This window comes from Streptomyces sp. NPDC031265 (genome assembly GCF_055570295.1).
In genome coordinates this window covers 42,694-69,112 of record NZ_JBVIHM010000007.1, presented here as the reverse complement: position 1 = coordinate 69,112, position 26,419 = coordinate 42,694, and the positions used below count along the sequence as shown (strand labels likewise).

Below are 26,419 nucleotides of genomic sequence, written 5' to 3'. Positions count from 1 at the left end.
CCGGATCATCCAGGAAATCTGCAGCCGCCACTCTCCCGGACGACGAACGGCGGCCTGCGGCCGGACACCAGACCGATGTCCTGACAGATTTCAACCCTGCGTTCGAAACCGGCGCTCAGGTCCGCCGGCTCCGGCCGGGACGCCGACCCGGGGGCGTCCCGGCCAAACGCTCGCCGCAGCCGTCGCCGGTGTCACGATGATGGTGGCACCCAGGCCCTGGCCATCGGCAACGAGAACGGCTCCACGTCGTTCAGCGGCGACGACTCCGTGCAGGACTACGGCAACGCGAAGACCAAGGGCGACGTGAGCTCGCAGCTCAGCCTGGTCGGGGGGACGCTGGACAAGCCCTGCATCGGCCTGCTCCAGAAGGTTCAGGCGCAGTCCCTCATCGCCCTGCTCAGCATCGGTGTGCAGGACATCCCGATCCTGTCCGCGCAGCAGAACCAGCAGTGCACCGAGAACTCGGCCCAGGCCAAGAAGGACGAGCCGCTCTCGCACATCCTGAACAACATCCCGGTCCTGTCCGGCGACGGCGCCACCGAGAGCTGAGCCGCTCCCCCGGCTCCGGACGCGTCGGCATTCGGCTTTTCACGTTCTTCCGCACGGTTTCCTCGCACCGGGGTCGTCCCGTTTGCCGTACTGGCTCGTTGGTCTTCGTGAGATGAGCACAAGGAGGCACTCCATGACCGCGACCACCCCGACGGCACCCCCGTCCCGGATGCGCAACCCCGCCGTGGTGCTGCCCGAGGCGATGCGGCCGCTGCTCGCCGTGTTCGAGGCCGCGAAGAGCGGCGGGGTGCCCCAGGCGACGCTGGAGCTGGTGCATCTGCGGGCAAGCCAGATCAACGGGTGCTCGTACTGCGTCCACGGCGGCGTGCTCAGCGCCAAGAAGGCCGGGGAGAGCGACGAGCGGCTGCACGCGGTGGCGGCCTGGCGCGAGGCGCTCTGCTTCACCGGTGCCGAACGGGCGGCCCTGGCGCTGGCCGAGGCGGCGACCCGGCTGAACGACCGCGCCGACCCCGTGCCGGACGCAGTCTGGGACGAGGCCGCGCGCCACTACGACGAGCGTCAGCTCGCCTCCCTGACCCTGATGATCGCCCTGACGAACCTCTTCAACCGGCTCAACGCGACGACGCGGCAGCCGGCCGGGGCGAGCTGGTGAGCGTCGTACCCGCGTAACACCGGCACCTGTGGGAGCGCCGTCTCAGAGCGGCAGCGTTATCCCGAGTTCGCGCATCGCCGAGGACGGCGGCCCGCCCTCCGAGCGCTCCGTCTTGCGGCCCTTGCTGCCCGGGGCGAGCGTGCGCGGGTCGATGGCCTCGGCGGGGGCGCCCGTCGCGTACAGACCGTCGGGCTCGCTGTCGCGGTCGTGCGGCAGCACCCAGAAGACGCGGCGGCGCCAGGTGCCCGAGGACGGCGACGCCTTGGCCTTGGGGCCGAGCAGCGCGTAGCCGACCATGCGCCCGTCGCGGTGGTAGGCGGGCCTGCTGCGGCGCGTCGGCAGCCGGTCCAGGCTCTGGCGTACGTAGTCGAGACCGGAGATGTCCTCCAGCCAGACCAGCTCGGTCTCATGGCTGATCTCGTCGTCGGTGATCAGGGAGCTCATGCCCTCTCCTCGTCGGCGAGCAGTCCGATGCCCGGGTAGTACTTCCGCGAATTGGACAAGATCATCTCCTTGGGCGAGGCCAGCCCGACCAGTTCGCGTGCGCGCGCGGCGAACGCGCGGGAGGTGATGACGGGTGCCCCCTCATTCTGACACCAGGCCCGGTACGCGGCGTAGAGGCGGGTCTGCTCCGCCCTGTGATCGGGGTGCAGGGCGCAGGTCTCCTCGAAGAAGCGTCCGGTGTGGTCCTCGGTCTCCGCGTACACGGTCGTGGCGATCCGTACCCGCTCGGGCCCGGTGAGGTCCTTGTCGCCGCCCAGATAGCGGCGGGCGCCCTCGATCAGCCAGTTCAGGATGCCCGGGCCCTCCTCGGTGACCAGGACGTCCGCCAGGTTGTCGATCTTGCGTTCGTCGGAGACGACGCGTTCGAAGGGAATCAGCCGCATCCGGCGCCAGAACGCGAAGCCGCCGGTGCCGACCTCGGGGCGGTGGTTGCCCAGCAGCCAGAGCTTGTGGGTGGGCTGGAAGCTGAAGAAGTCCTGGCGCATCCGGCGGGCCTTGATGCGGTCGCCGCCGGTGAGCAGCTTGACGCGGGCCTCGTCGAACTTGTCGCCGGGCTTGACCTCGGAGCAGACGATGACGCGCCGCCCGTGCAGCTCGGCGAGGTCGGTGGGGTGGCCCTCGAAGGGCCGGGCCATCAGGAACCCGGGGGGACCCGCGTCCGCGTAGTCGCCGAGCAGTTTCATCACCACATCAAGCAGAACCGATTTGCCGTTCTTGCCCGATCCGAACAGGAACGGCATGATCTGCCCGCCGACGTCCCCGGTGATCGAGTAGCCGAGCAGCAGATGCAGGAAGCCGATCATCTCGGCGGACTCCGGGTCCTCGCCGAACGTGTCCGTCAGGAACCGGTTCCAGCGGGGCGTGGGCATCTGCCGGGGCCCGGTCGAGGTCGAGCGGGAGTGGAAGTCCTTGTTCGGGTCCGGGGTGCGCAGCAGGCCGGTGCGCAGGTCGACGATCCCGGCGGGCGTGCACAGCGCGTACGGGTCGGCGTCCAGCAGCGCCGCGTTGAGCACCATGCCGGGGGCCGAACGGGCCTGCGCGAGCATCGCGTTCATCCCGGCCGTCGACAGGGCCCGGCGGCGGTGCTGCTGGAGCGCCTGGATCGTGTACAGGCCGCGCGGGTCGCTGTCGGCGATGTTCTCGGCCAGGTCGCCGGCCGCCCACATCACCGTGTCGTCCTCGTCGAGCTGCCAGCGGGTGGTGTCCCAGCGGTACCAGCCCAGGCCCGGCACATGCCGGTAGTCGTCCGCGAACAGCCTCACGAACAGCTTGGCGTTGCCCCGGTCCGTGAGCGTGTCCGGCAGCAGCCCGGCGTGGGTGGCCTGGGTGGCCTCAGAGCGGCTCTCGGCGCCGCTCTGAGAGGGCAGCATGGCTCCGCCGGGCGCGGGGGCCTGGGAGTGCGCCAGGATCTGCGAGGCGACCGTCTGCGGGTCGAAGTCGAACAGCACGTCGTCGTTGCGGCCTTGGCCGGAGGCGGTCACGGGCGGCTCCGGAGCTGAAGGGGGTGGCGCGAGCCGGCAGCCATGCCGCTGCGGACGATCGGGGCGGCCCGGCGGGCCTGCCCGGGCCGGGCGAACTCGGCCGCCTCCAGCAGCACCCGCTCGGCGTCGGCCTCGCCCAGGTACCCGGCGGCCACCAGCCCGCCCACGGTGTACGCGGCCCGGTTCAGCTTGTCCGTGAAGCCCGCGCCCTCCGGCACCGAGGCGCAGTCGGCGACCTCGGCCAGGGCGGAGGTCAGGACCCTGGCGGCCCGGTCGCGGCCGCCGCCCGCCGCGATGACGGCCCGTCGGGCGGGGGAAGGACCCGGCTGGGGCTTGGCGGCGGGGACGCGCTGGGAGCGCAGATGCCCGGTACGGGAAAGCTCCTCGGCGAGCCAGGCGGGCAGCGGGGAAGGCTCCTTGGCCCCTTCCAGGGGCGTGTAGGCCCCGGCGGGGGTCACGGTGCCCGGGGCCACGATGTAGCCGCCGTGCGCCCGTACGTCGACCTGCCAGGCCAGTGAGGCCCCGCCGCCCTGCCCGACCGAGGAGTGCCAGCGGCGGGCGTCCTCGGGGGCCCGGTACCAGACGTGGAGCCCGCCCGAGGGCGTACGGACGCGCAGGGTCGAGGCGTCGTCTGCGGGGCTGTTGTGGCCGCGCAGGGCCGCGAGGACACCCAGGGAGTGGAACCCGTTGGTCAGACCGGTGAGATCGACCTGGTCCGGGATGGGGATGCCCGGCAGGATGCGGTCGCGGCCCGGCAGCTGCTGGGGGTGGTCGTCGATGTCGATGACGACGAGGCCTGCGGCGCCGCAGGCCACGCCCACGCCGAGGTCGGGGTTGGCACCCCACCACTTGTCGATGCGGGCCGGGTCGACCGTGGCCGCGCGGAAGCCGTGGCACCAGCGACCGATGGCGATGCAGGAACAGTTGTCATGACGATGGCCAGGCCGGCGGCAGCGTGAGCAGTTGGCCACCGGAGTCTTGCGGCCCGGCGCGAGCGGGTGCACCGGCCAGTCCTGGGAGGCGCACCAGCGGGCCATGAGCAGGGGCTGAGCGACCGGTTGAGCGACCGAGGGCGCAGCGACCAGAGACTCTGGGGCCGACTGCTCTGAGTCGCTGCGAGAAAACCGCAGCTCAGCAGTCATGTGGTTCCCCTACTCAGCGACTGAAGCGACTCAACGACGAACATAGGTTAGCGAAGCTTGCGGCCGGTGTGGCGCAGGGCCGCGCAAAACCCCCGTCTCCCGTGTCGATGAGGGGACGGTCAGCGACCGAACCCGGCGGGAGCGACTGAAGGCCAGCGACTGGGATTCTTTTAGTCGCTGCGCTCAGTGCTGTCCAAAACCGCAGGTCAGGCGGTTATGAGAGATCATTCAGCGACTCAAAGCGACTCTAGCCCCCTACTTATCCAACGCACACGCACACGAGGACGGAAAACAGAGTTCCTGGGGAATATAGGAGCTTGAGTCGCTTCAGTCGCTGATTGTCCGATGAAACATCATCTGACCTGCGGTTTTGGCGCAGCGACTGAACAGCGACCGAACTTTTCCCGGTCGCTCGCTTCAGTCGCTGCCCGCCCTGGAGCCCCCGGGACCCGTCACCCTCGCCGCCCGAATCAGCGACTGAACGCGCTCGGAGCGACCGAACGGCAGCGACTGAAGCGCTCCCCGGGTCGGTTGTCGTAGCGACTGAAGCGACCGAGCGCCGCACCTGCTCCCCCGACTGGTCCGGGACACGCCAAGAGGTCCGGGCCTCAGTCGCTTCGGTCGCTTCAGTCGCTACGACAACCGCAACCCCGGCCGGTCTCCGTGCTTCCGGGCCTTCTTTTTTGCCTTCCTTGGCCTTGAGTCGCTCCGGTCGCTTCAGTCGCTGGGCGCGGCGACCGAAGCGAGATGTTCCTGCCAGGCCTCGCGCACCCCGCGCCACTCCTCCCCGCAGCGACCGGCCCGCTCGGCGGTGAGCAGCCCGGTGCCGCGCAGGCCTGCGTTACGGGCGGGGTCGGCGCCGTAGAGGTAGCAGAGGTGGTTGGTGGCGCGGACGAGGTCCGAGGAGTGCTCGTCCCGGCCCCCTTCGTCCGCTGGGCCCTTGCCCGCGCCACCGGCCGCCGACAGCTCGTACTCCCGGGCCGCCACCCGCAACTGCCGCTCCCCCGCCGCGCCCCTGCGGATCAGCATCAGGGCCGCGAACCGGTCGGCTGCGTCCTCCTCGGCCCGGTCGCCGAGATCCAGGCCGAGGGTGTCGGCGAGGGCGTGCCCCGCCTCGTGGAAGAACGTTTCCGCCAGCACGGCGGCGACCTCGTCGTCGGCCGGCCGTACGCCCGCGCCCTCGAACAGCTCCCGCTCCTGCGCCACGTCGTCGTAACAGATCTCGATCCGCCGCGCCCCGGGGTCGTAGGCCGAGCCCTCTCCCCCGCAGGAGAGGCCTACCACCGCCACTGCCCGGCCGAGCCGTTCGGCGGAGACGAAGGCGTTGAGGTCGGCAGAGGCCCGCTCCAGGACTCTGCGCCCGCGCAGGAAGGCGGCGTTGGCCTTGTCGGGGGCGGAGGGGGGCGCGTAGCGGACGGAGAAGCCCGTACGGGGCGCGGGGCGGCCCTTGCCGTCCCCGGGCGCGTCCGAGGCGGCTGAGGGCCCGCAGGCGGCCGCGCTGAACGTCAGTAGGGCGGAGGCGACCCCCGCGTTCAGCCTGGCCCGGGCACCGCCGTAAAGGACCGTGCCGCTTCTGCCACTCCCCCACCTGCGCATAGGCGCATTAAAGGTGCTGACGAAACGTTTCGTCAGCACCTCGGGGAATCCGGGCCGACTTTCGGGCGACCGTCCGCGCCGGGACATGGGGGCGGGACGGGCGCCGGGCACGCCGGCGCTGGGCACGGGAGGCGTGCCGAGACTCGGCAGCGTCCGGGCATCCCGGCTCGGATACCCGGCCCCGCGCGATGCCCGGCAGAACCCGACGACAGGCCCTGCACTGCCGGTTCTGGCATGCGCACGGATGGCAGTCCCCCGTGACAGCGGACGTACGGACCGAAGCCGCCCCAGGCTGCGGGCTTCTCCGATCGGCCGGGCTCAGCATGCAACAGAGAAGACCGCGTTTTCTCCCGATGATTTTTCTGCCTAAAACCCGTGGGGGCAGTGGACGCGACCCCGCTCCTCAGACGCGGGAGGCGCTGCCATGTGGCCGGGCCGCCTTCTGCCTTCAGTGGCGCGGGGAACTGCGCGCCCAGCCCCCACCGGCTCGCAGACAAAACCGGCCCACAGACAATCAGGGGCCCGGGGACGCCCCCGCCGACGCCGTCACAGGGCCGCAGTCAATCGTCGTCGATCAGCCGCTCCGCCGACAGCGCCCAGCGGTACGTGAGTTCCGCCAGCGTCGACACCTGCCACAGCTCACGCAGCTTGCCGATCTCCTTCGAGAGCGTACGCAGCCCGATGCCCAGGCGCTGCGCCGTGATCCGCTGCTCGATCCCGGCGGCCGTGTCCCGCAGGATCTCCCGCTGGAGCCGGGTCGTACGCGCCCCCGCCGCCACGTCCGCGGCCCGCGGATCGCCGTGCCAGATCTCCGCGCGCCGCCACTCCTGGTCGAAGCCCTCCGCCATGTACGCGACGGCCGCCCGGTCCAGCACGTGCCAGGCGGCATGGCTGGGCACCGAGTTCACGATGTGGTCGGAGACGAACGCGGTGCGCCGGTCCACGATGATGCACCGCTGGAACGGCCCGATGAGCGTACGGAACTGCGCACCCTTGCCGGTCATCACCCGCGCCCACTGCCGCGTCGCCTCGTCGTCGCGGACACTGTCGCGGTACAGCGTGCGTACGCTCACCCCGCGCTCCAGCGCCCGGCTGTCCCGGTCCATGGCGATGGCGAGCAGCTCCCGGCTGCGCGGGCCGCCCGGCTGGGCCGTGAGCAGCTCGCCCTGCGCCTGGCTGATCGCGTGCTCGATACGGGCGTTGACCAGCCCAGGCTCCGTCAGGAACTCCGAACCGCGCCCCGAACGCCACTTGGCCCGCTCGAAGTGCACGCTCAACTCGTCCGCGTCCTCGGGTATCGCCGCCATCCGCGCCGCCCGGGCCACCATCTCCCGCAGGTCCGCGTCCAGTTGCCGCCGGGCCGCCTCCTGCGGGTCGAGCGCGATCGGGATGTCCGGCAGATCGGCGTCGACCGCCACCAGGCCGCGCTCCCGCAGCCGGGCCAGGACCGGCCCGTCCTCGGGGGTGAGGGGCTCGTGCCGGGTGATCCGTCCGTACAACTCGACCGCCTCCGGCGGCAGACGGTCCGTACGCCGTGCCGGATTGTCGCTCTCCACCTGGTTCGCCCCCGTCGGTGCGCTGCGTGCGTACGCCCGGCGCACACACGCAGCCGCCACCGCTTGATCGCCGCCTGTCGGACCAGGCAGCGTACCGGTGGGCCTGTACGGGACCCGGCCCTGCCGGTACGCCCCGCCCGGTCCCGGCCGAAAACGCTCGCACGGACGGCCGATGTTCGATCCCGGTCCGTGCGTAGGACGTTTGTACGACGGGGAGGGTGCTGCCACTCCTCCCCCACCGCCCACACCACGGCGTACGAGAGGAAGCACCGATGCAGCACCGCGAGGGACCCACGGCAACACCCGCAACACCGCTGTCGGCCCCCGGCGCTCCGCAACCCGCTCCGGGCGTACGGCGGGACTCCGCCTGGGGCTGCTGATCCCCGCACCCCGCACCGGCACAGCTCACCGCGGCGGCCGCCCTCCTGCCGGGGGCCGCCCACGCATGGGGAACACGTTCATGGACAAGGTTGCTCTGCGCGGCCTGCTGCGCGAACGCCGCGCACTCATCACACCCGAGAGCCACGGCCTGAACCGGCCCACCCGCCAGGGCCGGCGCGCCCCCGGCCTCTCCCAGGCCCAGATCGACCAACTGCTGCACCGCGCCCCCGACACCTACGGACGCCTGGAGTCCGGCCGCTACGGCAACCCGCCCGCCGACCTCCTCGAAGACGTGGCCCGCCTGTTCGGTATGAACGAGCAGGAATGGATCGCCCTGTGGCGGTACGGGCTCGGCCAGGATCCCCCCCACCCCCTCAACTCGCGGTCCGGCGAGGAGATCCCCGGGGTCTGGCAGGAAGCCGTCGACGGCATCACGCACATGGCGTACGTCCACGACCGCTCCTGGAACCTCCTCGCCTTCAACTCCGCCTTCGCCGCCCTCTTCCCCGACGGCCGCGCCCCGCACAACACCATGCGCTGGATGGCCCTCGACCGCACCGCCCGCTCGGTCCTGGCCGACTGGGAGAACGCCTGGGCCCCCTTCGCCCTCCCCCATCTGCGCGGTGCGCTCGCGGCCGACCCCCACGACGAGACGCTCAAACAGATCGAGAAGGAAGTCCTCACCGACCCCGTCACCTCCCGCATCTACGACCGGGCCGGCGCCCACCTCCCCCTCGACGGCGAGGAACGCCCCCTGCACCACCTCTCCCTCGGCCCCGGCTGGGTCACCCTGTGCGCGGCCCAGCCGATGGCCGCCCCCGGTGCCCGCATGACGATCCTGGTCTTCCACCCCGGCGAACGCCGCCGTCACACCCGCACCCCGATGCTCCGAGCAGACACCCCGAGGCACCCATGAGCGTCCTGGACCTGTTCCTCCTCCTGCTCTTCATCTGCTGGACGTCGATGTCGGCAGCCCTCCTCACCGACTACCGCTCCCTGCGCACCCGCCTCAGCAAGTCCCACGCCCGCAACGACCCCTACGCGATCCGCCACCGCAGCAAGATCCTCGCCGCGCTCTCCTGGGGCGGCGTGGTGACGGGCATCTACGGCCTGCTGGGCGTCCTGTACGTAGCGCTGACCTAGGACACGCCCAACCGGACGAGACCAGAGCCCGACCTATCACGCCGTGATAACCCAAGAGCCCAAAGCCGCCGGCGGAGAGCCCATCCTGCGTCCGTCCCAGCTCCGGGACGCCGCCACCGCTGCTGAGAATTCACGTACTCCGAGGGAACGTTTCGCGCGGACGGCTCCTCAACACGGCGACGGAATTCCCTCGCCGACGCAGGAGGACCAGGACCCATGCCGCTCCGGCCCCACACCCACACCCCCGCCCCGACCCGTGCTGCCGCGCTCGTCGCGTCGGTGCTCACCGTGGACGCTGCGCTCCACCTGTACTGGACGACGGGAGCCACCTGGCCCGCGGCCGACGACGAGAGCCTGTCCGACGCGGTTCTCGGGACGGACGTGCCGTTCACACCACCGGTCCTGCTTCCTCTCGTCGCCCTCCTCATCACCGCGGCCGCCTTCGTCCTCGCCCACGCTCGCCGGCCCCACCACCTGCTGCTCCGCATCGCCACCCTGGCCGTGGCCGCAGGCCTCTCGCTGCGCGCTCTGGCGGGGATCTACTGGCTGTTCGCCAAGGAGACCGGCACCGCCTTCTACTGGCTCAACCTCATCCTCTACACCCCACTGTGCGCCGTCCTGGCCGTCGCCGCCCTGCGCGTGGCGCGGGGGAAGGATGCGGCCCGTGCCTGATGAACAACCCGACGACCGGACGGTCCGGCTCGTGCGAGCCGCCCAGCATGGCGACACCCTCGCCATGGCCGAACTCCTGGACGTCCTTGCCCCATACGTGGGCCGCGTATGCGCGCCCATAGCCCTGGGCCAGGGCGCGGACGCCGCGCAGGAGGCCCTGGTGGCGGTCTTCAAGTCACTGCGCACCCTGAGGGACCCCGCCGCACTGCGTGGCTGGGTCCGTGCCATCGCGGTACGGGAGGCGATCCGCACCGCGCACCGCGCCGCCCGCACCGTACCGGCCGATCTCAGCGCGCTTCCCGCCCGCGGCGACCCCCAACTCTCCGCCGACATCAGGGACGTACTGGACCGGCTCTCCCCCGAGCACCGCGCGGTGCTGATGCTGCGTGACGTCGAGGGCCTGGACGAGCGCACCGCCGCCGCCCTGCTCGGCATGCGCACGGGCACCGTCAAGTCGCGGCTGCACCGGGCCCGCGACACCTTCCGGAAGGCGTGGACGTCATGAACGAGCCCTGGCCCACCACCGACCTCGACCCGGTACGCCGCCTGCACGCCTTGGCCGGCGGCATTCGCGGGGCCCACGTGACCGAGGCGCACATCGATGCCTCCTTCGAACGGGTCTGGGACCTGCTGGGCGACCTGGAAGGCACCTTCGGACAGGTCGTGCCCGACATGGAGCGGCTGTGCGTCGTCCGTCGGCAGGGCGAGCGAGTAGAGGCGCTGGCGCGCAGCAAGTACGGGATGCGGGCACGACTGCGCGGGGTGCAGCGCCCCGGCTGGTGCTGGCTGCAGAGCCGGTTCCTGCTGCTCGGTGTGGCTGCGGCGGCCGACGGACAGGGAACGCGGGTGGCATTCACCGGAGGGGTGCGCCTGCCGACCCGCGCCGCCCTGATCCCCCTGGGCGTGCGTCGTGAGGGCAGCCGCAGCGTTCGGCGCCTGACGGCCCTGCTGTGACCGGGAAGATTCCGGCTCCGGGTGTGCGGAGCCGGCCCACGACCTGAAGCAGATGTGCGGGCCGGCGGACACGGTACGAGAAACGGATGACGCGAGGCTGACCTATCACGGCGTGATAGGTCAGCGGCCGCAACCAAGTCGGGGGAGCCGAGTTATCACGGCGTGATAGGTCAGCGGCCGCAACCAAGTCGGAGGGGCCGAGTTATCACGGCGTGATAGGTCAGCTTCCCGCACCGGGGCTATCACGCCGTGATAACTCCCCTCCCCCACCCAGTACTTCACCACCACATCGCCTGATTCACCCCAATCACCCCAACTTTCCCGCCCGCAAAGCCAGAAAGCTAACGTGTCGGTCCCTCAATCGATCTACAACGTTAGTAGAGTTACGTTCATGACCTCACCTGCAACCAGAAGCGACCGGGAGAAGGTCGTCTCGAAGCTTCCCCTGCGGCTCCGCCAGGAGTTGAAGATCCGCGCGGCACAGCTCGGAGTCGACATCCAGGAAGCCGTCGAGACGGGCATCACGAGCTGGCGCAGTCTCGGCTCGAACCTCTCCCCCATCGACACCTCCGGCGCCGAATCGTTCGCCACCTTCCTCCCCGCCGCCCAGTGGACCGGCTTCCGCGCCGACTGCAAGGACCGGGGCGTCTCCCTCATCCAGGGCCTCGCCCAGTCCGTACAGGTGTGGCTCGACCACCACCCCGCCCCGGCCGTACGGCGGCCCGCGATCGTGCGGCGCATCGTCGTCTGCAACCAGAAGGGCGGCGTCGGCAAGACCGCCATCACCGCCGGGACGGGCGAGGCCCTGGCCGAAGACCCCACGGTCCTCATGCCTGTACGCGTCTCCAAGCACTTCGCCGCCCTCCTCGACGAAGCGAACGACACGGACACGGACAACGGCGGCGACCGCTACGACCCCCTCGCCCTCGAAGACCTGCCCGGCCTCGGCCAGCGCGTCCTGCTCGTCGACTTCGACCCGCAGGGCCACCTCACCAAGCAGCTCGGCCAGGATCCGCTGCCCATGGGCGGGGACTCGCTCACCAACCACATGGCCGGCGACGCCAAGGGCGAGCTGCGCGAGGTGATCGTCGCCATCGACGAGGACCGCTTCGGCGACCGCCTCCACCTCCTGCCCGCCTGCACGGACGCCTTCCTCCTCGACGTACGCCTGGCATCGGTACGCGCCCGCGAAGCCGCCCTCGAACGCGCCCTGGCCCCCGTCGAAGCCGACTACGACGTCATCCTCATCGACTGCCCGCCCAGCCTCGGCCTGAGCATGGACGCCGCCGCGTACTACGGACGCCGCCGCCCCGAGGAGGTGCCCGGCAACTCCGGCACGCTCATCGTCGTCCAGGCCGAGGACAGCAGCGCGGACGCCTACGACCTGCTGACGTCGCAGATAGAGGACATGCGCACCGACCTCGCGCTCGAACTCGACTACCTCGGGATCGTCGTCAACCACTACGACGCCCGGCGCGGGTACATCGCCACCTCCTCCCTCCAGTCCTGGATGGACATCAAGGACCCACGCGTCGTCGGCGTCATCGGAGACCTGAAAGAACAGAAGGAAGCGGTACGGGTCAAGCGTCCGCTCCTGTCGTACGCCCCGCGCTGCGACCAGTCCGTCGGGCTGCGCGCCCTCGCCCGGGAGATCAGCAAGTGAGCAAAGCCAAGGACCTCGGAGCAGGCACGTCGTTCGGCCAGGCCCGAGCCGTCTCCGCCCGGCGCGCCGCCATCGGCGCCGCCACCGGCGCCCCGACCGCCGGCGTCCCCGACCCCACAGAGCTCCCCGTCGGCCGCATCAGCCAGAACCCCGACAACCCGCGCGAGCAACTGCGCGACCTGGACGGCCTGGCCGACAGCATCCGCGAGATCGGCCTCGTCAACGCCATCACCATCGCCTCGGTCGAGGCCTATCTGCGCGAACGCCCCGACCGCGCCGACGACCTCGACCCCGACACCCGCTATATCGTCATCGACGGCCACCGCCGCCTGGCAGCCGCCAAGCTCGCCGGCGTACCGACCGTCCGGGTCAGCGTCGACAACGCCCTCGTCTCCACCGACGAGGCACTCCTCGAAGCGGCCTTCGTCGCCAACGTCCACCGCGACGACATGAACCCGCTGGAACAGGCGAACGCGCTCAAGAAGCTCGTCGAGTTCTACGGCTCCCAGAACCGCGCCGCCAAGAGGCTCGGCATCGCCCAGTCCACGATCTCCTCCAAGCTGTCGGTCCTGGACCTGACCCCCGAACTCCAGGCCGACCTGGTCGAGGGCCGCCGCAAGGTCGAGCACGTACGGAACCTGTCCAAGTACACCGCCGACCAGCAGCGCGAACAGGCCGACGCCCGCGCCGCCGCATCGGACGAACGCCGCGAGGCGACCCGACGCGCGGCGGAGCTATCACGCCGTGACAGCTCCTCGATCGTCCCGGACCTCGCACCGAACGACAGCTCCTCGGCCATCGCCGCCCTGGCACGCGGCCAGAAGGCCGAGCTGTACTCCCGGCCCGAACCCGGCGAAGCGGACGACCTATCACGCCGTGATACCCCACCGACCGACCTGGCCCCCTCACCCCCTGACAGCCCTGCACGCGACGCCGACCTATCACGCCGTGATACCCCCAGGACCGACGCGGACCTATCACGCCGTGATAACTCCACGCCCGATGCCGACCTATCACGCCGTGATAGGTCGGAGGCCGAACCTGACCCCCTCCACGGCAGCGACCTCCCCGCCCCGCGCCCCGAGACCAACTCCGGCCCCGGCGCCCGGCCCGTCGTCAAGATGCCGTGGAACGACGGCGTCGCCTGCGCCGAAATCGCGATCTCACGGATGACCCCCCCAGAGCGCAACCGGATGCTGGAACGCCTCCAGGAGGAGGCGGCCCGGGAAGCCATCAGAACGGAACCGGCAACAGCCGACTGACGGCCCGGCGCTCGGCGTAGCCGTACGTCGGTACGTCGACAGGGGAGCCATCACGCCGCCTCAGGCGCGGCGAGCGGTCCCCGAGAAGGCAGCCGGATTATCACGGCGTGATAGGTAAGCGAGCCCATCGGGCATCAGCAACTGACCTATCACGCCGTGATAACCGGAGCCGGGGGAGTGCGGGAAGAACCGCTCGCTGATGACTCGCTGTGCCGCGTTCTCCTCCACCATCGCCTTGATCAGCTCTCCGCCAGGAGCCGCGCGGCCCGGGGGCGCCCAGATTTTCAGAACGCTCGAACCGGGTGTCGAGTGCCATCACGAAACCCCGGCTCCAATGATCTGCACATCGGATGAATAGATGCAGAAAGCGGTATACCGGCATAGACCCGACTCGCATAAGAGGGCCTCTGGCGCCCGTTCCGGAGGGTGTTGGTGTGATCGGGTCCGGGAGCCTGTGTGAAGCCGTCAGGGGGCCGCACAGCGCCACGTGGTTTCGGGAGCCGCCTTGTTGGCCTTGAAACCGGCCTGGAAAGTGGACTTCTGTGACTGAGCGCTTCAGTTGGCCCTTTAGCGCCCAAGTTGGCCCGCTGAGCGTGATGGTTGGCCCGTGGAGCGGGGCAACGAGCAGCCTGACGGCCATGATGTAGATCACAGGGGCTGGACCTCAATCTTGGTTGAGGGGGCAAGGTTCTGGGCACCGAGGGATGCCACTTAAGGGACCCAGGACCTGCGCTATCGAGGAGCCTTAGATGTCTGACAACCGCGTCATTGTGGTGACTGGTGCGACTGGGAGGCAGGGTGGCGCCACCGCGCGCGCACTGCTGTCTCGCGGCTGGACGGTGCACGCACTGGTCCGTGACCCGAACAAGCCCGAGGCGCTGGCGCTGAAGGAGGCCGGCGCCGTCCTGGTCCGCGGTGACCTGGACGATGTGGCATCGCTGGATGCGGCCCTGCGCGGCGCGTACGGCGTGTTCAGCGTGCAGACCTTTGCTGGACCGGACGGCTTCGCCGGCGAGATCCGGCAGGGTGAGGCCGTCGCGGAGGCGGCCGCCCGCGCGGGTGTCGCGCACTTCGTCTACAGCTCGGTCGATGGCGCCGACCGCCCCGGCCAGGTGCAGCACTTCGCCAGTAAGGGTGAAGTCGAGCGGCACATCACGGCGCTCGGTCTGCCCGCGACGATCCTGCGGCCAACCTTCTTCATCACCAACTTCGAGCACCTGGGCCCCCAGTGGGTGGACGGCGAGCTCACGCTGACGATGGCGCTGGCCCCAGACACGAAGCTCCAGATGATCACCCCGGGCGACATTGGAGGCATCGCCGCCGACGCATTCGACACCCCGGCCGACTACCTGGGGCGCACCGTCGAGATCGCCGCAGACGAGCTGACCGGCCCGCAGTTGGCCGAAGCCTTCGCTCGCACCGCCACCCGTCCGGTGCGCTTCACCTCCCAGCCGATCGAGCAGGTACGCGCCCACAGCGAGGAGCTGGCCGCCATGTTCGACTGGTTCGACACGGTCGGCTTCAAGGCCGACCTGGCGACGCTGCGTGCACAGCACCCCGGGCTGACGTCCCTGGAAGCGTGGGTGGGCGAGTACTGGTCAGCGCCTGCAGTACCGGCCTTCGTGGCCTGAGACACGCGTAGCCAAGGTTGTACAGACTGAGCGCTTCAGTTGGCCGATCGGGCCAACTGAAGCGCTCAGTCACAACTTCTGTCGACGACATATGGATCCGGCCAGCATCACGGCCAGCGTCACGGCCGGGGGACAGGACCTGTCACCGGTCGTCGGACTTGCCGTCGGACTTGCCGTCGGGCTGCTCCGACTCCGCTCCGCCGGAGCGGACATAGGAGCTGCCTGGTTGCTGTCAGTCGTCTGCCGTACGGCGCGACCCTGCCGGAGGTCGAGGGAGCGTTGACGTTCACCGCCGAGGAACGAGCCGCGGCCGACGACCAGAACTGGCTCGACGAGAGTACGGACGAGAACGTCCTGGACGGCCCGCTGCGCCAGTGGCGACAAGCGGCCGAGGCCGGCCTCGGCCTGTTCGGGGCCAATCTCCAGATCTACTGAGCACAGGGGCCGACGGCGGGGGAGAGGGAGAAACAGCGCAGGCGGTCGGTTTTCGGCTAGTCTGGTGCGGCCGGCTCGCCGGAGCCAAGTGACTCACTGACACGGCTCACCGGCCCACCGCAGGCGAGAGGACGACATCCGTGACAGTCGAGTACAGCCTGGCCGACGCCCAGCACCTCCCGTACGTCAAGCACAGCCTGCTCGAAGTCCACACGGAGGCTCGGGCTTCCGACGCCGAGCAGTTCGAGGCGCGTCTTCATGCGGCCGCCGCCAGGCCCGGCTGGACGACGGCCATCGGATACGAGGGGGGCCGGGCCGTCGGGTACTGCCACGGTTTCTCCCTCGCGGCGGACACCGACTGGTGGGCGAACGTGATCGTGCCGTTGCCGGAGTACGTCACGAGGGAGAGCGGGCAGCGGACGGCCGTCCTCAGCGAGATCGTCGTCCGCGAACCCTGGCGGGGCACCGACGTCGCCGCACAGCTCCACGACATATGGCTCTCGCTCCGGCCGGAGGAGCGCGTAACGCTCCTGGTGGACTCCGCCATCGGCGGCGGAGCGCTCCAGACCGTCTGCGAGACCTGGGGGTACCGGAGCGTCGCCGACCACCGAGGACCCGGCGACCCCACCGTGTACACGGTGATGATCCGCCCCGTACACCGCCCCTGACCGGCCCGCGCACGACGCGACTGCCGTAACGACCTGCGGGGCAGGCCGAGTTGCCGTCACGGCGGGGGCGGGGGAGGGGCAGGCAGAGGGCCTGGCACCGGTGGTTTCTCCGGCACGCCGATGACGGGCAGGCCGGTGCCCGGAGTCGCCCCAGGGCTCGCGCGGCGCCGCACACCCACCCATCAGCCGCCCCCTAGTACGCCAAATCCCCAGGCACCACACCCGCCCCGCCCCCGGCCACAGAAGTCCCACCGTCCCGCGGCCCAGGCGGCACAGCCGCCACCCCCAGCTGCGCCAGCCCCGCCGTCAGCTCCCCGCGCGAAGCCACCACCGCCGGTACGCAGTCCGGCGCGAGCCGCACCGCCGAAGCGAGCACCTCGACCAGGCTGAGCGGGTCCTCGACGCCGCCCAGATGCCGGTACTCCACCGCCGCCAGCACCGCCAGCCGCTCCCACAGCCCCAGCCCCGCCCGCCGGTGCTCCCGCAGCAGCACCCGCGACGCCTCCTCGACGTCCACACCCGCGCCGTACAGCTCGTGCAGCCGCCCGCGAAGCTCCTCCATGTACGCCATGTACGCGCGCACTTCCGCCTGTCCCACCAGCGGCCCGTGCCCCGGAACCACCACCCGCGGATCCAGGTCGAGGATCTGCCGGCACGCGTCGACGACCCCGCTCAGCGGCCCGGCCCAGTGCACCGGCACATCCCCGGCGAACAACACGTCCCCGGCGCACACCACCCCGCTCTGCGGCAGGTGCACGACCAGGTCGCCGACGGTGTGCGCGGGCCCCACCTCGTACAGCTCCACCGGCGTCGAGCCGACCAGCAGATCCAGGCGGCCGCTGAACGTCCGTGTGGGCGGGGCGACTTCGAGGCCGCCGTAGTCGTACCGCCCGAAGTGCGCCAGCAGATACCGCTCGAAGGCGACCTCGTCCCGGCACCCGTCAAGCATCGCCTGCAACTGCCCCGGCGTCGGCTCCGCGCACAGATGCGCCAGATTGGCGTCGGTACTGATGATCTCCGCGTCCGGGAACAGGCCGTTGCCGTAACTGTGGTCGCCGTTGGCGTGCGTGTTGACGACCGTCGACACCCGGGCATCCGGCGCCGATACCCGCCGCGCCGCCGCGGCGAGCGCGCGGGTCAGATCAGCGGTGTACGGGGTGTCCACCAGCAGGGTCTCGGCGCCGGAGGTCACCACGACGCAGTTCGCCATGCCCCAGGTGCCCGGGAACTGCGGCAGCCACGCGTGGACTTGGTCGTCGAGCCGGACGAGTTCGGTAGGAATACGCATGCCCGCATTCTGCGCGGGGCCGACCGGGGGCGGCCGAGCGGGGTCGGCCCGAGCCGGCAGACGGGGGCAGGCCGGGCAGCCCCCGCAGCCACCCGCGCACCATCGGGCCCGATCTGGTGATGGACCGTCAACTCGCAAGCCGAAGAGCCTATTTGCTCGACTCCAAGCCCGCAGACGCCCGGGGGAGGGGCGGTGGTTCCCTTACCCAGGGCGTGGCCCGGACCGGGCCCGGTGCGCAGGGTGGCGGCAAGACGATCCGATCCGCCCACCATGCGCGATGTAAAGGACGCTTGACATCGCTCAGGTGTAAAGCCTACTTTCCATACATGCGGAACGACCTACGTCAGCTACGCGTGGCCCAGGGCCTCTCCCAGCAGGAGTTGGGGCAGGTGCTCGGCGTGTCCCGGCAGACGATCAACGCCATCGAGCAGTGCCGATACGACCCCTCACTGCCCCTGGCGATCCGTATGGCCCGCTACTTCGCAAAAACGGTGGAGGAGATCTTTCATGTCGATTGACCACAAGCCCGAGGCCACGCGCGGCCAGCGCTGGGGCGTTCCGGCCCTGGGTCTGGCCATCGGTGTCGGCTACATCGCGATCTTCATGGCCCGGCACGAGCCTGGGATGGCTGCCGCCGGCTTCGTCGTCATGGCCGTCTACGTGCTGATCCTCGTCATGGCATCTCGCCGCTCGGAAGCAGCCGCCCTGCTGCGCGGCGAGGCCACGGACGAGCGCCGCCACGCCATCAACCAGCGTGCGTCCGCGTTCACCATGAACGTACTCGTGCTGGTGCTGCTGACCGGATTCGTGACCGAGCTGATCCGCGGACACAGCGGCCACCCCTGGGACGTCCTGTGCGGCGTGTCCGGCGCTATCTACATCGCGGCCACCATATTCTTCTCCCGCCGCGGCTGACTGCCTCTCACCGGCGGGCGCCGTGTTCCGGCAACGTGGGCGCTCGGGTGTGCGTGGGGCGCGGGGGATGCGCTATATTGGATCTTGAGCTTGCGGTCGCGATCAGCGGTTGCGGGCCCGGCGTTGGTGGTCCAAGGAAAGGCGCCCCACTTCCTGTGGGGAGATGCAGGTGCAAGGCCTGCCCAGCGCTCAAGTGCACAAAGGCCCTGGCCTCCCTAAGGGAGGCGAGGGCCTTTTGCCTGCGGTCACCCAGCGCGTCCATCCCGCTGGAAGACGTGCGACGTTTGCGAACGTGTACTCGTTCAGGTACGCGGTCTGCGTACGGGGCTCTGCGCTGTGTGCTCGGCCTCCGATGGTCTCGTTGTGCCAACCGGTGTGCAATGGCCTGAGGTTCGCCAGGGCGGTGCGCCCTGCCGGGAACGGGTGGACTGCACGCTTGGGCACGGTGCACGGTGAACCTGCGCATCCCTGGTCCCGCGCCCCGTGCTGCTGCGCGGGCTGTGGGGCGCAGTTACCTGTCCGGGCCGGGCGATGCCGATGGGGCCATGGGGGGAGGCCGGCCATGTGCCCGACCACGGCGGTTCGTAGCCCGGCCATGCTGTCGCTCGACGAGGGGCTGGGCGTCGGTGGCCGGCGGCAGGGCTGAGCAGTTCTCCACGTCGATGCGCGTCAGCTCGTACACCCGGGCAGTGCGTTCCGCGTCACCGTTGTGAACCTCGCGTCGTGTTATCACCGCGTTATGCCCGTGTTATGCCTCCCGGTCACGATTGCTTCATCGGGTCTGCGGCGGGGCCCCGGGCCGGGGGCATCGCACGGAGTGCCTCCCGCCGGGAAGCCGTCCCGGGCTCGGACATGAAGATCAAGAGCGGCCGTGTGTCGCTGACCTGTGGGGGGTTTCCTTGCTTCGCTTCAAGAGCATCACTGCGGCCGCTGCGGGCGTGGGCCTGGCCGCTGCCGGCCTTCTGGCCGGCGCCGGAACGGCCACCGCCGGCACCAACGGCCAGCAGGTGACGGTGTCGACCCGCTGGTCCGACCAGATCAGGATCTGCGGCCGCAACCAGGCCGACGAAGAGGCCTGCACCGGCTGGATCGCCACCCCCAACGACTGGACCGCGCTGCCCGGTTGGTGGTGGAAGGGCGAGCTGGTGATCCAGGGCTACCAGCAGGAGAACGGGGAATACCGCGTCGGCTACTGCGACGTGCTGCCCTCGCAGCCCTCGGACTGGACGCAGTGCAACCTCTACGGCACGCTCTGACTCCTTCGCGAGGCGACTGTGCCCGTGCCGGCGGGGCTGGACCGCCCATCCGTGACCAGACGCTGTCTGCCCCGGCCCGCGCATGTCAGGGCCGGGGGCGCCATCCCGTACATCTGATTCATCTACAGGGGACACTCATGCGCAAGACGACCAAAATGCTTGTCGCGGGCGCCGCAGCGGTGGCATCCGTCGCCGGTGTGGCCGGAACCGCTTCGGCGAACACCACAACTGCCTTGTACCGTGGCCAGACCCTGAACGTCGGGGACTCGATCACCGGTATCACCGGCACCAGCACTTGGTACCAGCTGACCATGCAGTCGGACGGCAACCTTGTCGAGTACCGCTGGGACGGCGACCCGACCCAGGGCTCCCAAAGCCGTACGGTGTGCTGGGCATCGAACACCTATGGGTCCGGCGCCAACCACGCGACGTATCAGGCGGACGGCAACTTCGTGGTCTACACCCCGGGCGGTTTCGCGGCATGGGCGTCGAACTCCGCGGGTGGAGGGGGCTCGACCGTGGACATCAGCTCGCGCGGTGCCCTGTACGTCGGCACCAGGCAGATCTCCGGGGCGTGCTGACCACTCTCCCGAGCTGACCGACGAGTCGGTGCCAGGAGGCGAGCAGCGCGGGAGTGTGGCGCAGATGCTCCCAGTCCTCGATGTACGCCCTCTCGAAGGTGCCCCCCGGATGCCAGAGCCGCGTCAGCGAGTCGTCCGCATGGGCGGACCTGCATGGACCGGGTTGGGTGAGACGCGTCGGACTTGGTACGACCCGAGCCACACACCACACAGCCCGGGACAGCCGGCCTTGAGTACCAGCACTCATGACACGGCCGCCGCACTGCGGTGGGGTAGAGGCATGTCTCGCTCCCTGCCGCTCCCCTGGGCTCTGCGCACCGCCGCTCTGCTCGCCGTCGCGGGCACCGCAACAGCCTGCGCCGGCCGCGTTGACCCTTCCGCGCGCTCGGACAGACAGGCATGGGATGCGATGTACCCACCTGCCCTGGACGCGGTGAAGGCCGTGGACCCGCACATCAGACCGGAGGAACTCGCCGGGGGACGCGACGCGTGCCACCCCGCGGATTTCATCGGCGACTCCGAGGACGAGAGCGAGGTCATCGGGTCCGCCCAGATCACCCTCTACGCGTCCCCGTCGGACAAGCGCACGCCGACGCAGCTCGCACGCGACGTCGTCACGCGGATGGAGCGGCAAGGATGGAAAGGGCCACGCCCTGACGACATCGCACCAGTGAACGGCGAGGTCTCCGCGAGGCTGAAGATGCCCGGCTCAGGCATGGCCACCGTCTCCGCGAGCCACGAACGCCCCACCGAGGCCCCGGCCTTCAACCGGATGACAGTCGACCTGACCACCGAATGCCTGCGTAACTCGGACCGGCACGGGTGAGCGGTCGTCTCCCCTCGTCCGCGAGCCGAGGCGCCGGGCTCCTTGTTGACCAGGCTCTCGAACTCGTGGTGGTGGTCATGGAGCCAGGGCAAGCAGGAAGGCTCCTGAGCGATCACCGATTTGTCGCGGGTGTGCGCTTGTACTCCACGATGACCGGCGTTCCGTTCCCGTCCAGGCCGGGGGAATCGATACGGCCCGGGTGCCGCCCTGTGGGGTATCCACTCGCCAGGAAGCGGATACCGAGAGTCGTCACCGGCGAGCCAGGTGTCTGGGGCACGTGCCCCTCGCAGGCGTGGAACGGCTCAGGGCCGCTCATCGGCTCCCCTTCGCCTGCCTCGGTCCTGCGAACGAGCAAACGAGCGAACGAGGTCCGGAGACTTTCATTCCGGTGTCAGCCGCCGGCAGCGCCGGCAGTGTTCAGGAAGTGGTCTGCGTCCTGGGGAGTGGCGAGCCGGCGGAGCTCCAGCCATGAACTGTCGGCGAAGTGGATGCGGAAGGTTGCGAAACCACGCGGTTGACCGGCTTCCGCTTCGATGCGTGCCTCGTGGCGGCTGAACTCCGTCACGATCTGGAAGTCGTCGGCCTTCGTGGGCGACAGACGGCGGCGCGGCGAGGCGGCCACGCAGATTCGGTCCCGAGCCAACAGGACGAGGCGTCGCGGGTTGGGGGACTGCGAGTACCAGCGCAGCAGTAGCTGGCCGGCGGTCAGGCCCCAGTCTCCGTCGAAGACTCCCTCAGCCGGGTCCCGATCGGCCGTTGTCGGCGGCGTAGGCAACCGAGTGTCGCCATCGGTCGTCTGCTGGCCTTGCCTGCCCGGTGCGGGCTTGGACCTGAGATGCCCGTCGGTCTTCTTGCTCAGCGTGTCGAGGAGGTACCACGGGACGATGATGAAGAACCCCAGCACGGCGCCCACGTAGAGCAGCCAGTGGTGTCGCCCCTTGAGCCGTCCCTTCCCCGCCGCTCGGTGGACGTCCTTGGGCGGCGCCGGGATCGCCTTCCCTATGCCGCACCACACCAGGGCCACGGGTTCCTCGCCCAGGATCTTCCGGGCCCGTCGTTCCACCTTGCGCTTGGCCATTCGAAGATCGTACGACGGGACGGCCGGGGGATCGGAGGTACCCAGTGCCTCGTACAGCTCACCGGTCTGCTGCTGGCAACATGGTGCCCACGGCGACGACCGGTTTCGCCAGACGGCGCAGACGCGGCAGGCGGTCCATCACCACCGTCGCGCACACGATCACGAGGACCGCGACTCCCACGCTGCACCATCGCGGTCTCGGTGGCGGCGTCCTCGCTCAGGCCGTAGCGGGCGATCTCGAACTTGCGGGCCCGCCACCACTCCGTCCGGGTATTGATCACCACCCGGCGCAGGTAGGCGTCCGCGAGGTTCTTGTCGACGATCTGGTCCCACCGGTCGAAGGTCTGCGTGAAGGCGGTCTGGAGCAGGTCCTGGGCGTCCACCGGATCAGGAACCAGGCGGCGGGCCGTGCGCAGCAGCGCGTCCTGCCTGAGCCGTACGTACTCCTCGCAGCGCAGCGCCTCGTTGCCGCTGAACACTTCGGCGTCCTCCTCGTTCCGGGGCCGACGTGTGCCCGCACCGATGGAGGGAGGCGGCCGATGGCGGGCCGGAGGTGCCGGGATACCTCCGCGTCCGGCGGCAGCCAGGGCGGCGTGGCCGTGCCCTGCCGTGCACCGCCCTGCCGTGCCAGCCTCGTTCAAGGGCAGGCCGTGGGGGTGTCCGCCGGGCGTCCGGAGCCCATCCGCCACCCGGCGGAGCGCGCCCCCGCCGGGTGGCGGTCCGATGCGGGGCGGCCGCATCGGACCGGTTGGCGCTCGTGGACACCGTCTCCTCGGCGCTGGTTCATGACGCTCTCGGCCCCGCGGTCGTGGTCTCAGGGGCGGACGGAGCAGAGGGCCGAGTGAGCAGGCGGGCGATGGTGGTCGAGCCGACGCCGTGGAGCAGAACGCTGCCGAGCACGGTGAGCGTCGTCGCGTACAGGACGGTGTCCGCGTGGGGCCCGTCGGGGAGGGTGTTGAAGGCGATCAGCCCGAACACGATCGAGGTGGTGCCGCGTGGTCCGAGGGCTCCCAGCATGAGTCGTTCGCGCCAGGTGAAGTGTGAGCCGAGGAAGGCGAGCAGGATCGGCACGATGCGTACGACGGTGAGGGCGGCGACGCAGAGCGCGACGGTGGGCCAGTGGACGCCGTCGCCCAGTGCGAGCACGACGGCGTTTCCGAAGAAGAACCACATGCACATGGTCAGGATCGAGTTGGTGTCCTCGATCAGCCGGAAGTCCGAGGCGTCGGGGGCTTGGGCGCCCCCTCGCCGGGTCGGGGACTGCCGGACGTAACGGAAGGCGATGCCGCAGACGAACGAGGCCACGAAGCCGTTGCCGTCAGCCGCCACAGTGGTGGTGTAGGCGAGCAGTGGTGCGACCAGCACCAGGATCCGGCGTGACTGTTCGGTCATCCAGTGCATGCGGTCGGCCGAGTTCATCAACCAGGCCAGCAGCGGCCCCAGCACGATGCCGGCGACGAGTGCCTTCGCCGCGGACGGAACGGCCGTGCCCAGTGCCTGCATGGGGGTGTGGGCTTGTGCGGTGGAACCGGCCAGGATCAGAGCGAACAGGAAGATGGGCGACACGATCCCGTCGTTGTAACCGCCCTCCACGTTGAGGACGTTGCGCACCCGTGCCGCGATGCGCGTGTCGCGTACCAGTGTCTCGGCCGGGGCGAAGTCGGTCGGAACCACGATGCACGCGATCAGCAGCAGGAGCGCCGCAGGCAGCGCGGGCAGCAGCAGCGAGCCCAGCAGGACCATCGCGGCCAGACTCAGGGGCAGTGCCACCAGCAGTGCCCGGGCGGCCGCGCCGGGATCGTTGCCGAACAGTCGCCCGCCCGGCAGTTCGGTCGCGTCGACGAACAGCAGGACCGCCAGGATGACCTCGGCCACGTGCTGGGCGACCTCGGAGTTCAAGGTGGCGGCGATCTCGCTCTGGGTGAACAACCCGGTGATGATCCCCGCGAGGACCAGCACCAGAGGGGCCCTGACGTGCCGCTGCTCCAGCCATCCGGCGACGAGCGACCACCCGGCGGCCGCAGCGGTAATCACGATCAAGGTGAAGACCATGTGGATTCCTGTTTCGGGACACAGAACGTGACGAGTTACGGGGCGAAGAGGGAGTCGGCCCGTGCATGCCGGCGCTTCGCACGCACGCGGAACCTGCACCGACCGGCGGGATGTCCACTGCCGATGGACCGGACTTCCCGGTGCGCGGTGGGGTGCGCGGTGGGGTGCGCGGGTCAGTCCGCGCGGGACGGGATGCGTATCCGCACCCGGTAGCCGCCCTCGTCGGTCGGGCCGGACGCGACGGTGCCGTGCAGGATGTCGGCGCGCTCCTTGAGGCCCGGCAGGCCCTGGTGTGCGCCGGGCAGGGGCAGGGAGGGGCGGGACGGCGCGCTGTTGGTGACCGTCACGCCGACGGCGTCGCCGTCGTGCCGGGCGGCCAACGTCCTGACCGACTGGGGAAGTTGATCCCGTTCGGTGTCCTTGAGGAGGAAACCGGCCGCGCCCGAGTGGAGGGCCGTGAGGACGTACTCGTCGGTGTCGAAGGTGGTGAGCATCGCCACAACAGGGGGAGCGGGCAGGGCGCGCAGCTGAGCCAGCACCGTGAGGCCGTCCACGTCCGGCATCCGGATATCGAGGAGGACGACATCCGGACGGTGTTCCCGCACCGTGTCGAGGGCGTCCCCGCCCGACGCCGTGGCGACGACCTCGATGTCGTCTGCCGCGCCCAGGATGAGGCGGAAACCGGATCGGACCAGCGCCTCGTCATCCACCGCCACTACCCGAATCACGTGCGTCGCACCCCGTCGTCAATCGATCCCTGTCGTACTCGACCGTAAGGTCCCTCGCCATCCCCGGCGAGGTCATGAGCCCGGTTCCAGCCGGTCGGGGGGCCAGTTCCCACCAGTCGGCGGTGGCATCGGCACGTGTCGGATACCGCGCCGACCGGCAGGTTCCAGCCTGGGGCGGGTACGGCTCCCTACCCTGGAGTGAGGTCACGGTGATGCGTTTGCCGGTGGAGCCGATGCCCGCCCAGGCCCGTGAGACGCTCCCCGGCCCGGGTGCCCTGCCGGGTGGGCCGGCGTTTGAGGCGAAGTCCGACGGTTCTCCAGACATTCAGATGTGTCTCACCTGCTGGTGCCGTCGTTTCAGGAGCCTGTGCGCGAGGGTGGCCACGGGAGTGCGGGCGCGTTCTTCGTCGTACGCATGACGATGTGCGACCCGTTCCAGGTGAAGGCGATCGGTACGTTGCGCGGGGTTCCGTCCTTGGCGACGTGGGCCGGGCGGGTCACGTCACGGGCGGGCAGCTCATGGCTGATCGGGCGGTTCAGAACCTCGATGATCTCGTTCGGCTGCGTGGTTCGGTTTCTCCTTCTCAGCGCAGTTGCTCGGCCAGTCCGAGGATGATGGGTTCGTCGACGCGCCGGCCCCGGAGCACCGGACCGTGCAGCAGACCGTCGAATACATCACCGAACACCTCGACAGCGACCTTGCCACCACCGTGCTCGCCGGGTACGCGGGAGTCAGCGGACGTCATCTGTCCCGGCTGTTCCTCGACCAGCTCGGACAGACACCAGCCCAGTTCGTACGGACCGCCCGAGCCGAGGCGGCCTCACAACTCCTCGTCTCCACAGCACTGCCGCTGGCTTCGGTCGCGAGGCGTTGCGGGTTCAGCTCCGCCGAAACGATGAGGCAGGTGTTCGTGGACCACTACGGAACGACACCCAGCCAGCACCGCACGGTCCACAGCGCTCCCCAGGCCGCACCCTCCGCGCGCAACCTGATCCCTCCTGCGGGAGGGCCGGAACACCACCCGGCCATCGGCTGGCTTCGGGAGCAGGGCCGAGCCATCGGTAGCTGAAGTGGCGAACGTTCCTGAACAGCCCGTGGTTACCGTTCACCCGGGTGCGACGTAATTCGCGGGTTCTGGATGTTCTGAGGGACTGAAGGCGCAGGTCATCGGGCTGTGAGGGGCGCGAACGCCTGGAAGTTCCTAGAGACGCGACTTTCCTGATTCACCTGCGCTGGCCTGTGGCTTCGGCCTGTCGTCTGGAGCCGTGTACGTGAAGACGACGAAGCGGGAGAGCAAGTCCGGGACGGTCCGGTACCTGCACCTGGCCCACAACGAGTGGGACCCGGTGAAGGGGCGGGGGGGGGGGGGGGGGGGGGGGGGGGGGGGGGGGGGGGGGGGAGTGACGCACGCACAACGCCCCGCGTGCGCGAAAGCGGAGGAGAT

General features: G+C 70.1%; 28 protein-coding genes. 18 read left to right on the top strand and 10 right to left on the bottom strand.

Annotation, left to right across the window (positions count from 1 at the left end; all coding sequences use genetic code 11):
• Nucleotides 1-267: 267 nt before the first annotated feature.
• Together ACZ499_RS13460 and ACZ499_RS13455 are read left to right on the top strand one after the other, a co-directional pair.
• Nucleotides 268-549, top strand: a complete 282-nt coding sequence (locus tag ACZ499_RS13460; protein WP_468674655.1) for a rodlin — start codon at nt 268-270, stop codon at nt 547-549.
• A gap of 133 nt (nt 550-682) precedes the next feature.
• Nucleotides 683-1,162, top strand: coding sequence for a carboxymuconolactone decarboxylase family protein (locus tag ACZ499_RS13455; protein ID WP_468410389.1), 480 nt, complete (start codon nt 683-685; stop codon nt 1,160-1,162).
• A gap of 42 nt (nt 1,163-1,204) precedes the next feature.
• On the opposite strand, the gene ACZ499_RS13450 is transcribed toward ACZ499_RS13455, so the two are convergent.
• The 5 genes from ACZ499_RS13450 to ACZ499_RS13430 form a co-directional block, all read right to left on the bottom strand.
• Nucleotides 1,205-1,606, bottom strand: a complete 402-nt coding sequence (locus ACZ499_RS13450; protein WP_361383932.1) for a DUF6009 family protein — start codon at nt 1,604-1,606, stop codon at nt 1,205-1,207.
• Complete coding sequence (locus tag ACZ499_RS13445; protein ID WP_468675014.1) at nt 1,603-3,036, bottom strand: DNA primase family protein; 1,434 nt, start codon at nt 3,034-3,036, stop codon at nt 1,603-1,605. Before ACZ499_RS13445 ends, ACZ499_RS13450 begins: the two co-directional genes overlap by 4 nt.
• A gap of 107 nt (nt 3,037-3,143) precedes the next feature.
• Nucleotides 3,144-4,184, bottom strand: a complete 1,041-nt coding sequence (locus tag ACZ499_RS13440; RefSeq protein ID WP_468674653.1) for a bifunctional DNA primase/polymerase — start codon at nt 4,182-4,184, stop codon at nt 3,144-3,146.
• Between the two features lie 822 nt (nt 4,185-5,006).
• Nucleotides 5,007-5,885: a DUF4344 domain-containing metallopeptidase gene (locus ACZ499_RS13435; protein WP_468674652.1), complete on the bottom strand. Its 879-nt coding sequence runs from the start codon at nt 5,883-5,885 to the stop codon at nt 5,007-5,009.
• 560 nt (nt 5,886-6,445) lie between these two features.
• Nucleotides 6,446-7,441 (bottom strand): hypothetical protein, encoded by a 996-nt coding sequence (locus tag ACZ499_RS13430; protein WP_468674650.1) that lies wholly within the window; start codon nt 7,439-7,441, stop codon nt 6,446-6,448.
• Between the two features lie 460 nt (nt 7,442-7,901).
• Between ACZ499_RS13430 and ACZ499_RS13425 the strand changes: the two genes are divergently transcribed.
• From ACZ499_RS13425 to ACZ499_RS13380, 10 genes are all read left to right on the top strand, one after another.
• Entirely contained in the window at nt 7,902-8,738 is an 837-nt protein-coding gene (locus ACZ499_RS13425) for an MmyB family transcriptional regulator (protein WP_468674649.1), read from the top strand.
• On the top strand, nt 8,735-8,965 hold the full coding sequence (locus ACZ499_RS13420) for a hypothetical protein (RefSeq protein ID WP_468674648.1): 231 nt from the start codon (nt 8,735-8,737) through the stop codon (nt 8,963-8,965). Before ACZ499_RS13425 ends, ACZ499_RS13420 begins: the two co-directional genes overlap by 4 nt.
• 216 nt (nt 8,966-9,181) lie before the next feature.
• A complete protein-coding gene (locus tag ACZ499_RS13415) occupies nt 9,182-9,637 on the top strand; it encodes a DUF3995 domain-containing protein (RefSeq protein ID WP_468674646.1) in 456 nt (151 codons plus the stop codon).
• On the top strand, nt 9,621-10,142 hold the full coding sequence (locus tag ACZ499_RS13410; RefSeq protein WP_468674644.1) for an RNA polymerase sigma factor: 522 nt from the start codon (nt 9,621-9,623) through the stop codon (nt 10,140-10,142). The genes ACZ499_RS13415 and ACZ499_RS13410 overlap by 17 nt, the downstream gene beginning before the upstream one ends.
• Nucleotides 10,139-10,591 carry a hypothetical protein gene (locus ACZ499_RS13405; protein ID WP_468674642.1) on the top strand — a complete coding sequence of 151 codons (453 nt, stop codon included), beginning with the start codon at nt 10,139-10,141 and terminating at the stop codon, nt 10,589-10,591. The genes ACZ499_RS13410 and ACZ499_RS13405 overlap by 4 nt, the downstream gene beginning before the upstream one ends.
• 391 nt (nt 10,592-10,982) lie before the next feature.
• Nucleotides 10,983-12,254, top strand: a complete 1,272-nt coding sequence (locus ACZ499_RS13400) for a ParA family protein (protein ID WP_468674641.1) — start codon at nt 10,983-10,985, stop codon at nt 12,252-12,254.
• Nucleotides 12,251-13,516: a ParB/RepB/Spo0J family partition protein gene (locus ACZ499_RS13395; RefSeq protein WP_468674640.1), complete on the top strand. Its 1,266-nt coding sequence runs from the start codon at nt 12,251-12,253 to the stop codon at nt 13,514-13,516. Before ACZ499_RS13400 ends, ACZ499_RS13395 begins: the two co-directional genes overlap by 4 nt.
• Before the next feature lie 749 nt (nt 13,517-14,265).
• Nucleotides 14,266-15,147, top strand: a complete 882-nt coding sequence (locus tag ACZ499_RS13390) for an NmrA/HSCARG family protein (RefSeq protein WP_468674637.1) — start codon at nt 14,266-14,268, stop codon at nt 15,145-15,147.
• 279 nt (nt 15,148-15,426) lie between these two features.
• Entirely contained in the window at nt 15,427-15,582 is a 156-nt protein-coding gene (locus tag ACZ499_RS13385) for a hypothetical protein (protein WP_468674636.1), read from the top strand.
• A gap of 140 nt (nt 15,583-15,722) precedes the next feature.
• Nucleotides 15,723-16,250 carry an N-acetyltransferase gene (locus ACZ499_RS13380; RefSeq protein ID WP_468674634.1) on the top strand — a complete coding sequence of 176 codons (528 nt, stop codon included), beginning with the start codon at nt 15,723-15,725 and terminating at the stop codon, nt 16,248-16,250.
• Between the two features lie 193 nt (nt 16,251-16,443).
• Here the strand turns inward: ACZ499_RS13380 and ACZ499_RS13375 are convergent, their stop codons facing one another.
• On the bottom strand, nt 16,444-17,538 hold the full coding sequence (locus tag ACZ499_RS13375; RefSeq protein ID WP_468674632.1) for an MBL fold metallo-hydrolase: 1,095 nt from the start codon (nt 17,536-17,538) through the stop codon (nt 16,444-16,446).
• 326 nt (nt 17,539-17,864) lie between these two features.
• On the opposite strand from ACZ499_RS13375, the gene ACZ499_RS13370 reads away from it, so the two are divergent.
• The 5 genes from ACZ499_RS13370 to ACZ499_RS13350 all read left to right on the top strand — a co-directional run bounded on the left by ACZ499_RS13370 (nt 17,865) and on the right by ACZ499_RS13350 (nt 21,116).
• Nucleotides 17,865-18,056, top strand: a complete 192-nt coding sequence (locus ACZ499_RS13370; RefSeq protein ID WP_468410419.1) for a helix-turn-helix transcriptional regulator — start codon at nt 17,865-17,867, stop codon at nt 18,054-18,056.
• The gene (locus ACZ499_RS13365) at nt 18,046-18,453 is read left to right on the top strand and encodes a DUF2178 domain-containing protein (protein ID WP_468674630.1); all 408 of its coding nucleotides are present in this window, start codon (nt 18,046-18,048) and stop codon (nt 18,451-18,453) included. The genes ACZ499_RS13370 and ACZ499_RS13365 overlap by 11 nt, the downstream gene beginning before the upstream one ends.
• Nucleotides 18,454-19,352: 899 nt before the next feature.
• On the top strand, nt 19,353-19,709 hold the full coding sequence (locus ACZ499_RS13360) for a hypothetical protein (RefSeq protein WP_468674629.1): 357 nt from the start codon (nt 19,353-19,355) through the stop codon (nt 19,707-19,709).
• 137 nt (nt 19,710-19,846) lie between these two features.
• Nucleotides 19,847-20,290: a hypothetical protein gene (locus tag ACZ499_RS13355; RefSeq protein WP_468674627.1), complete on the top strand. Its 444-nt coding sequence runs from the start codon at nt 19,847-19,849 to the stop codon at nt 20,288-20,290.
• Nucleotides 20,291-20,570: 280 nt separating this feature from the next.
• The gene (locus tag ACZ499_RS13350) at nt 20,571-21,116 is read left to right on the top strand and encodes a hypothetical protein (RefSeq protein WP_468674626.1); all 546 of its coding nucleotides are present in this window, start codon (nt 20,571-20,573) and stop codon (nt 21,114-21,116) included.
• Between the two features lie 391 nt (nt 21,117-21,507).
• Here the strand turns inward: ACZ499_RS13350 and ACZ499_RS13345 are convergent, their stop codons facing one another.
• The 4 genes from ACZ499_RS13345 to ACZ499_RS13330 form a co-directional block, all read right to left on the bottom strand.
• Nucleotides 21,508-22,194, bottom strand: coding sequence for a hypothetical protein (locus ACZ499_RS13345; protein ID WP_468674625.1), 687 nt, complete (start codon nt 22,192-22,194; stop codon nt 21,508-21,510).
• Nucleotides 22,116-22,673, bottom strand: a complete 558-nt coding sequence (locus ACZ499_RS13340; RefSeq protein ID WP_468674623.1) for a sigma factor — start codon at nt 22,671-22,673, stop codon at nt 22,116-22,118. Before ACZ499_RS13340 ends, ACZ499_RS13345 begins: the two co-directional genes overlap by 79 nt.
• A 304-nt stretch (nt 22,674-22,977) precedes the next feature.
• Entirely contained in the window at nt 22,978-24,246 is a 1,269-nt protein-coding gene (locus tag ACZ499_RS13335; protein WP_468674621.1) for a cation:proton antiporter, read from the bottom strand.
• Nucleotides 24,247-24,419: 173 nt separating this feature from the next.
• Nucleotides 24,420-24,974, bottom strand: a complete 555-nt coding sequence (locus ACZ499_RS13330; RefSeq protein ID WP_468674619.1) for a response regulator — start codon at nt 24,972-24,974, stop codon at nt 24,420-24,422.
• A gap of 653 nt (nt 24,975-25,627) precedes the next feature.
• Here ACZ499_RS13330 and ACZ499_RS13325 point away from each other — a divergent pair.
• A complete protein-coding gene (locus ACZ499_RS13325; protein ID WP_468674616.1) occupies nt 25,628-26,044 on the top strand; it encodes a helix-turn-helix domain-containing protein in 417 nt (138 codons plus the stop codon).
• Nucleotides 26,045-26,419: the final 375 nt, after the last annotated feature.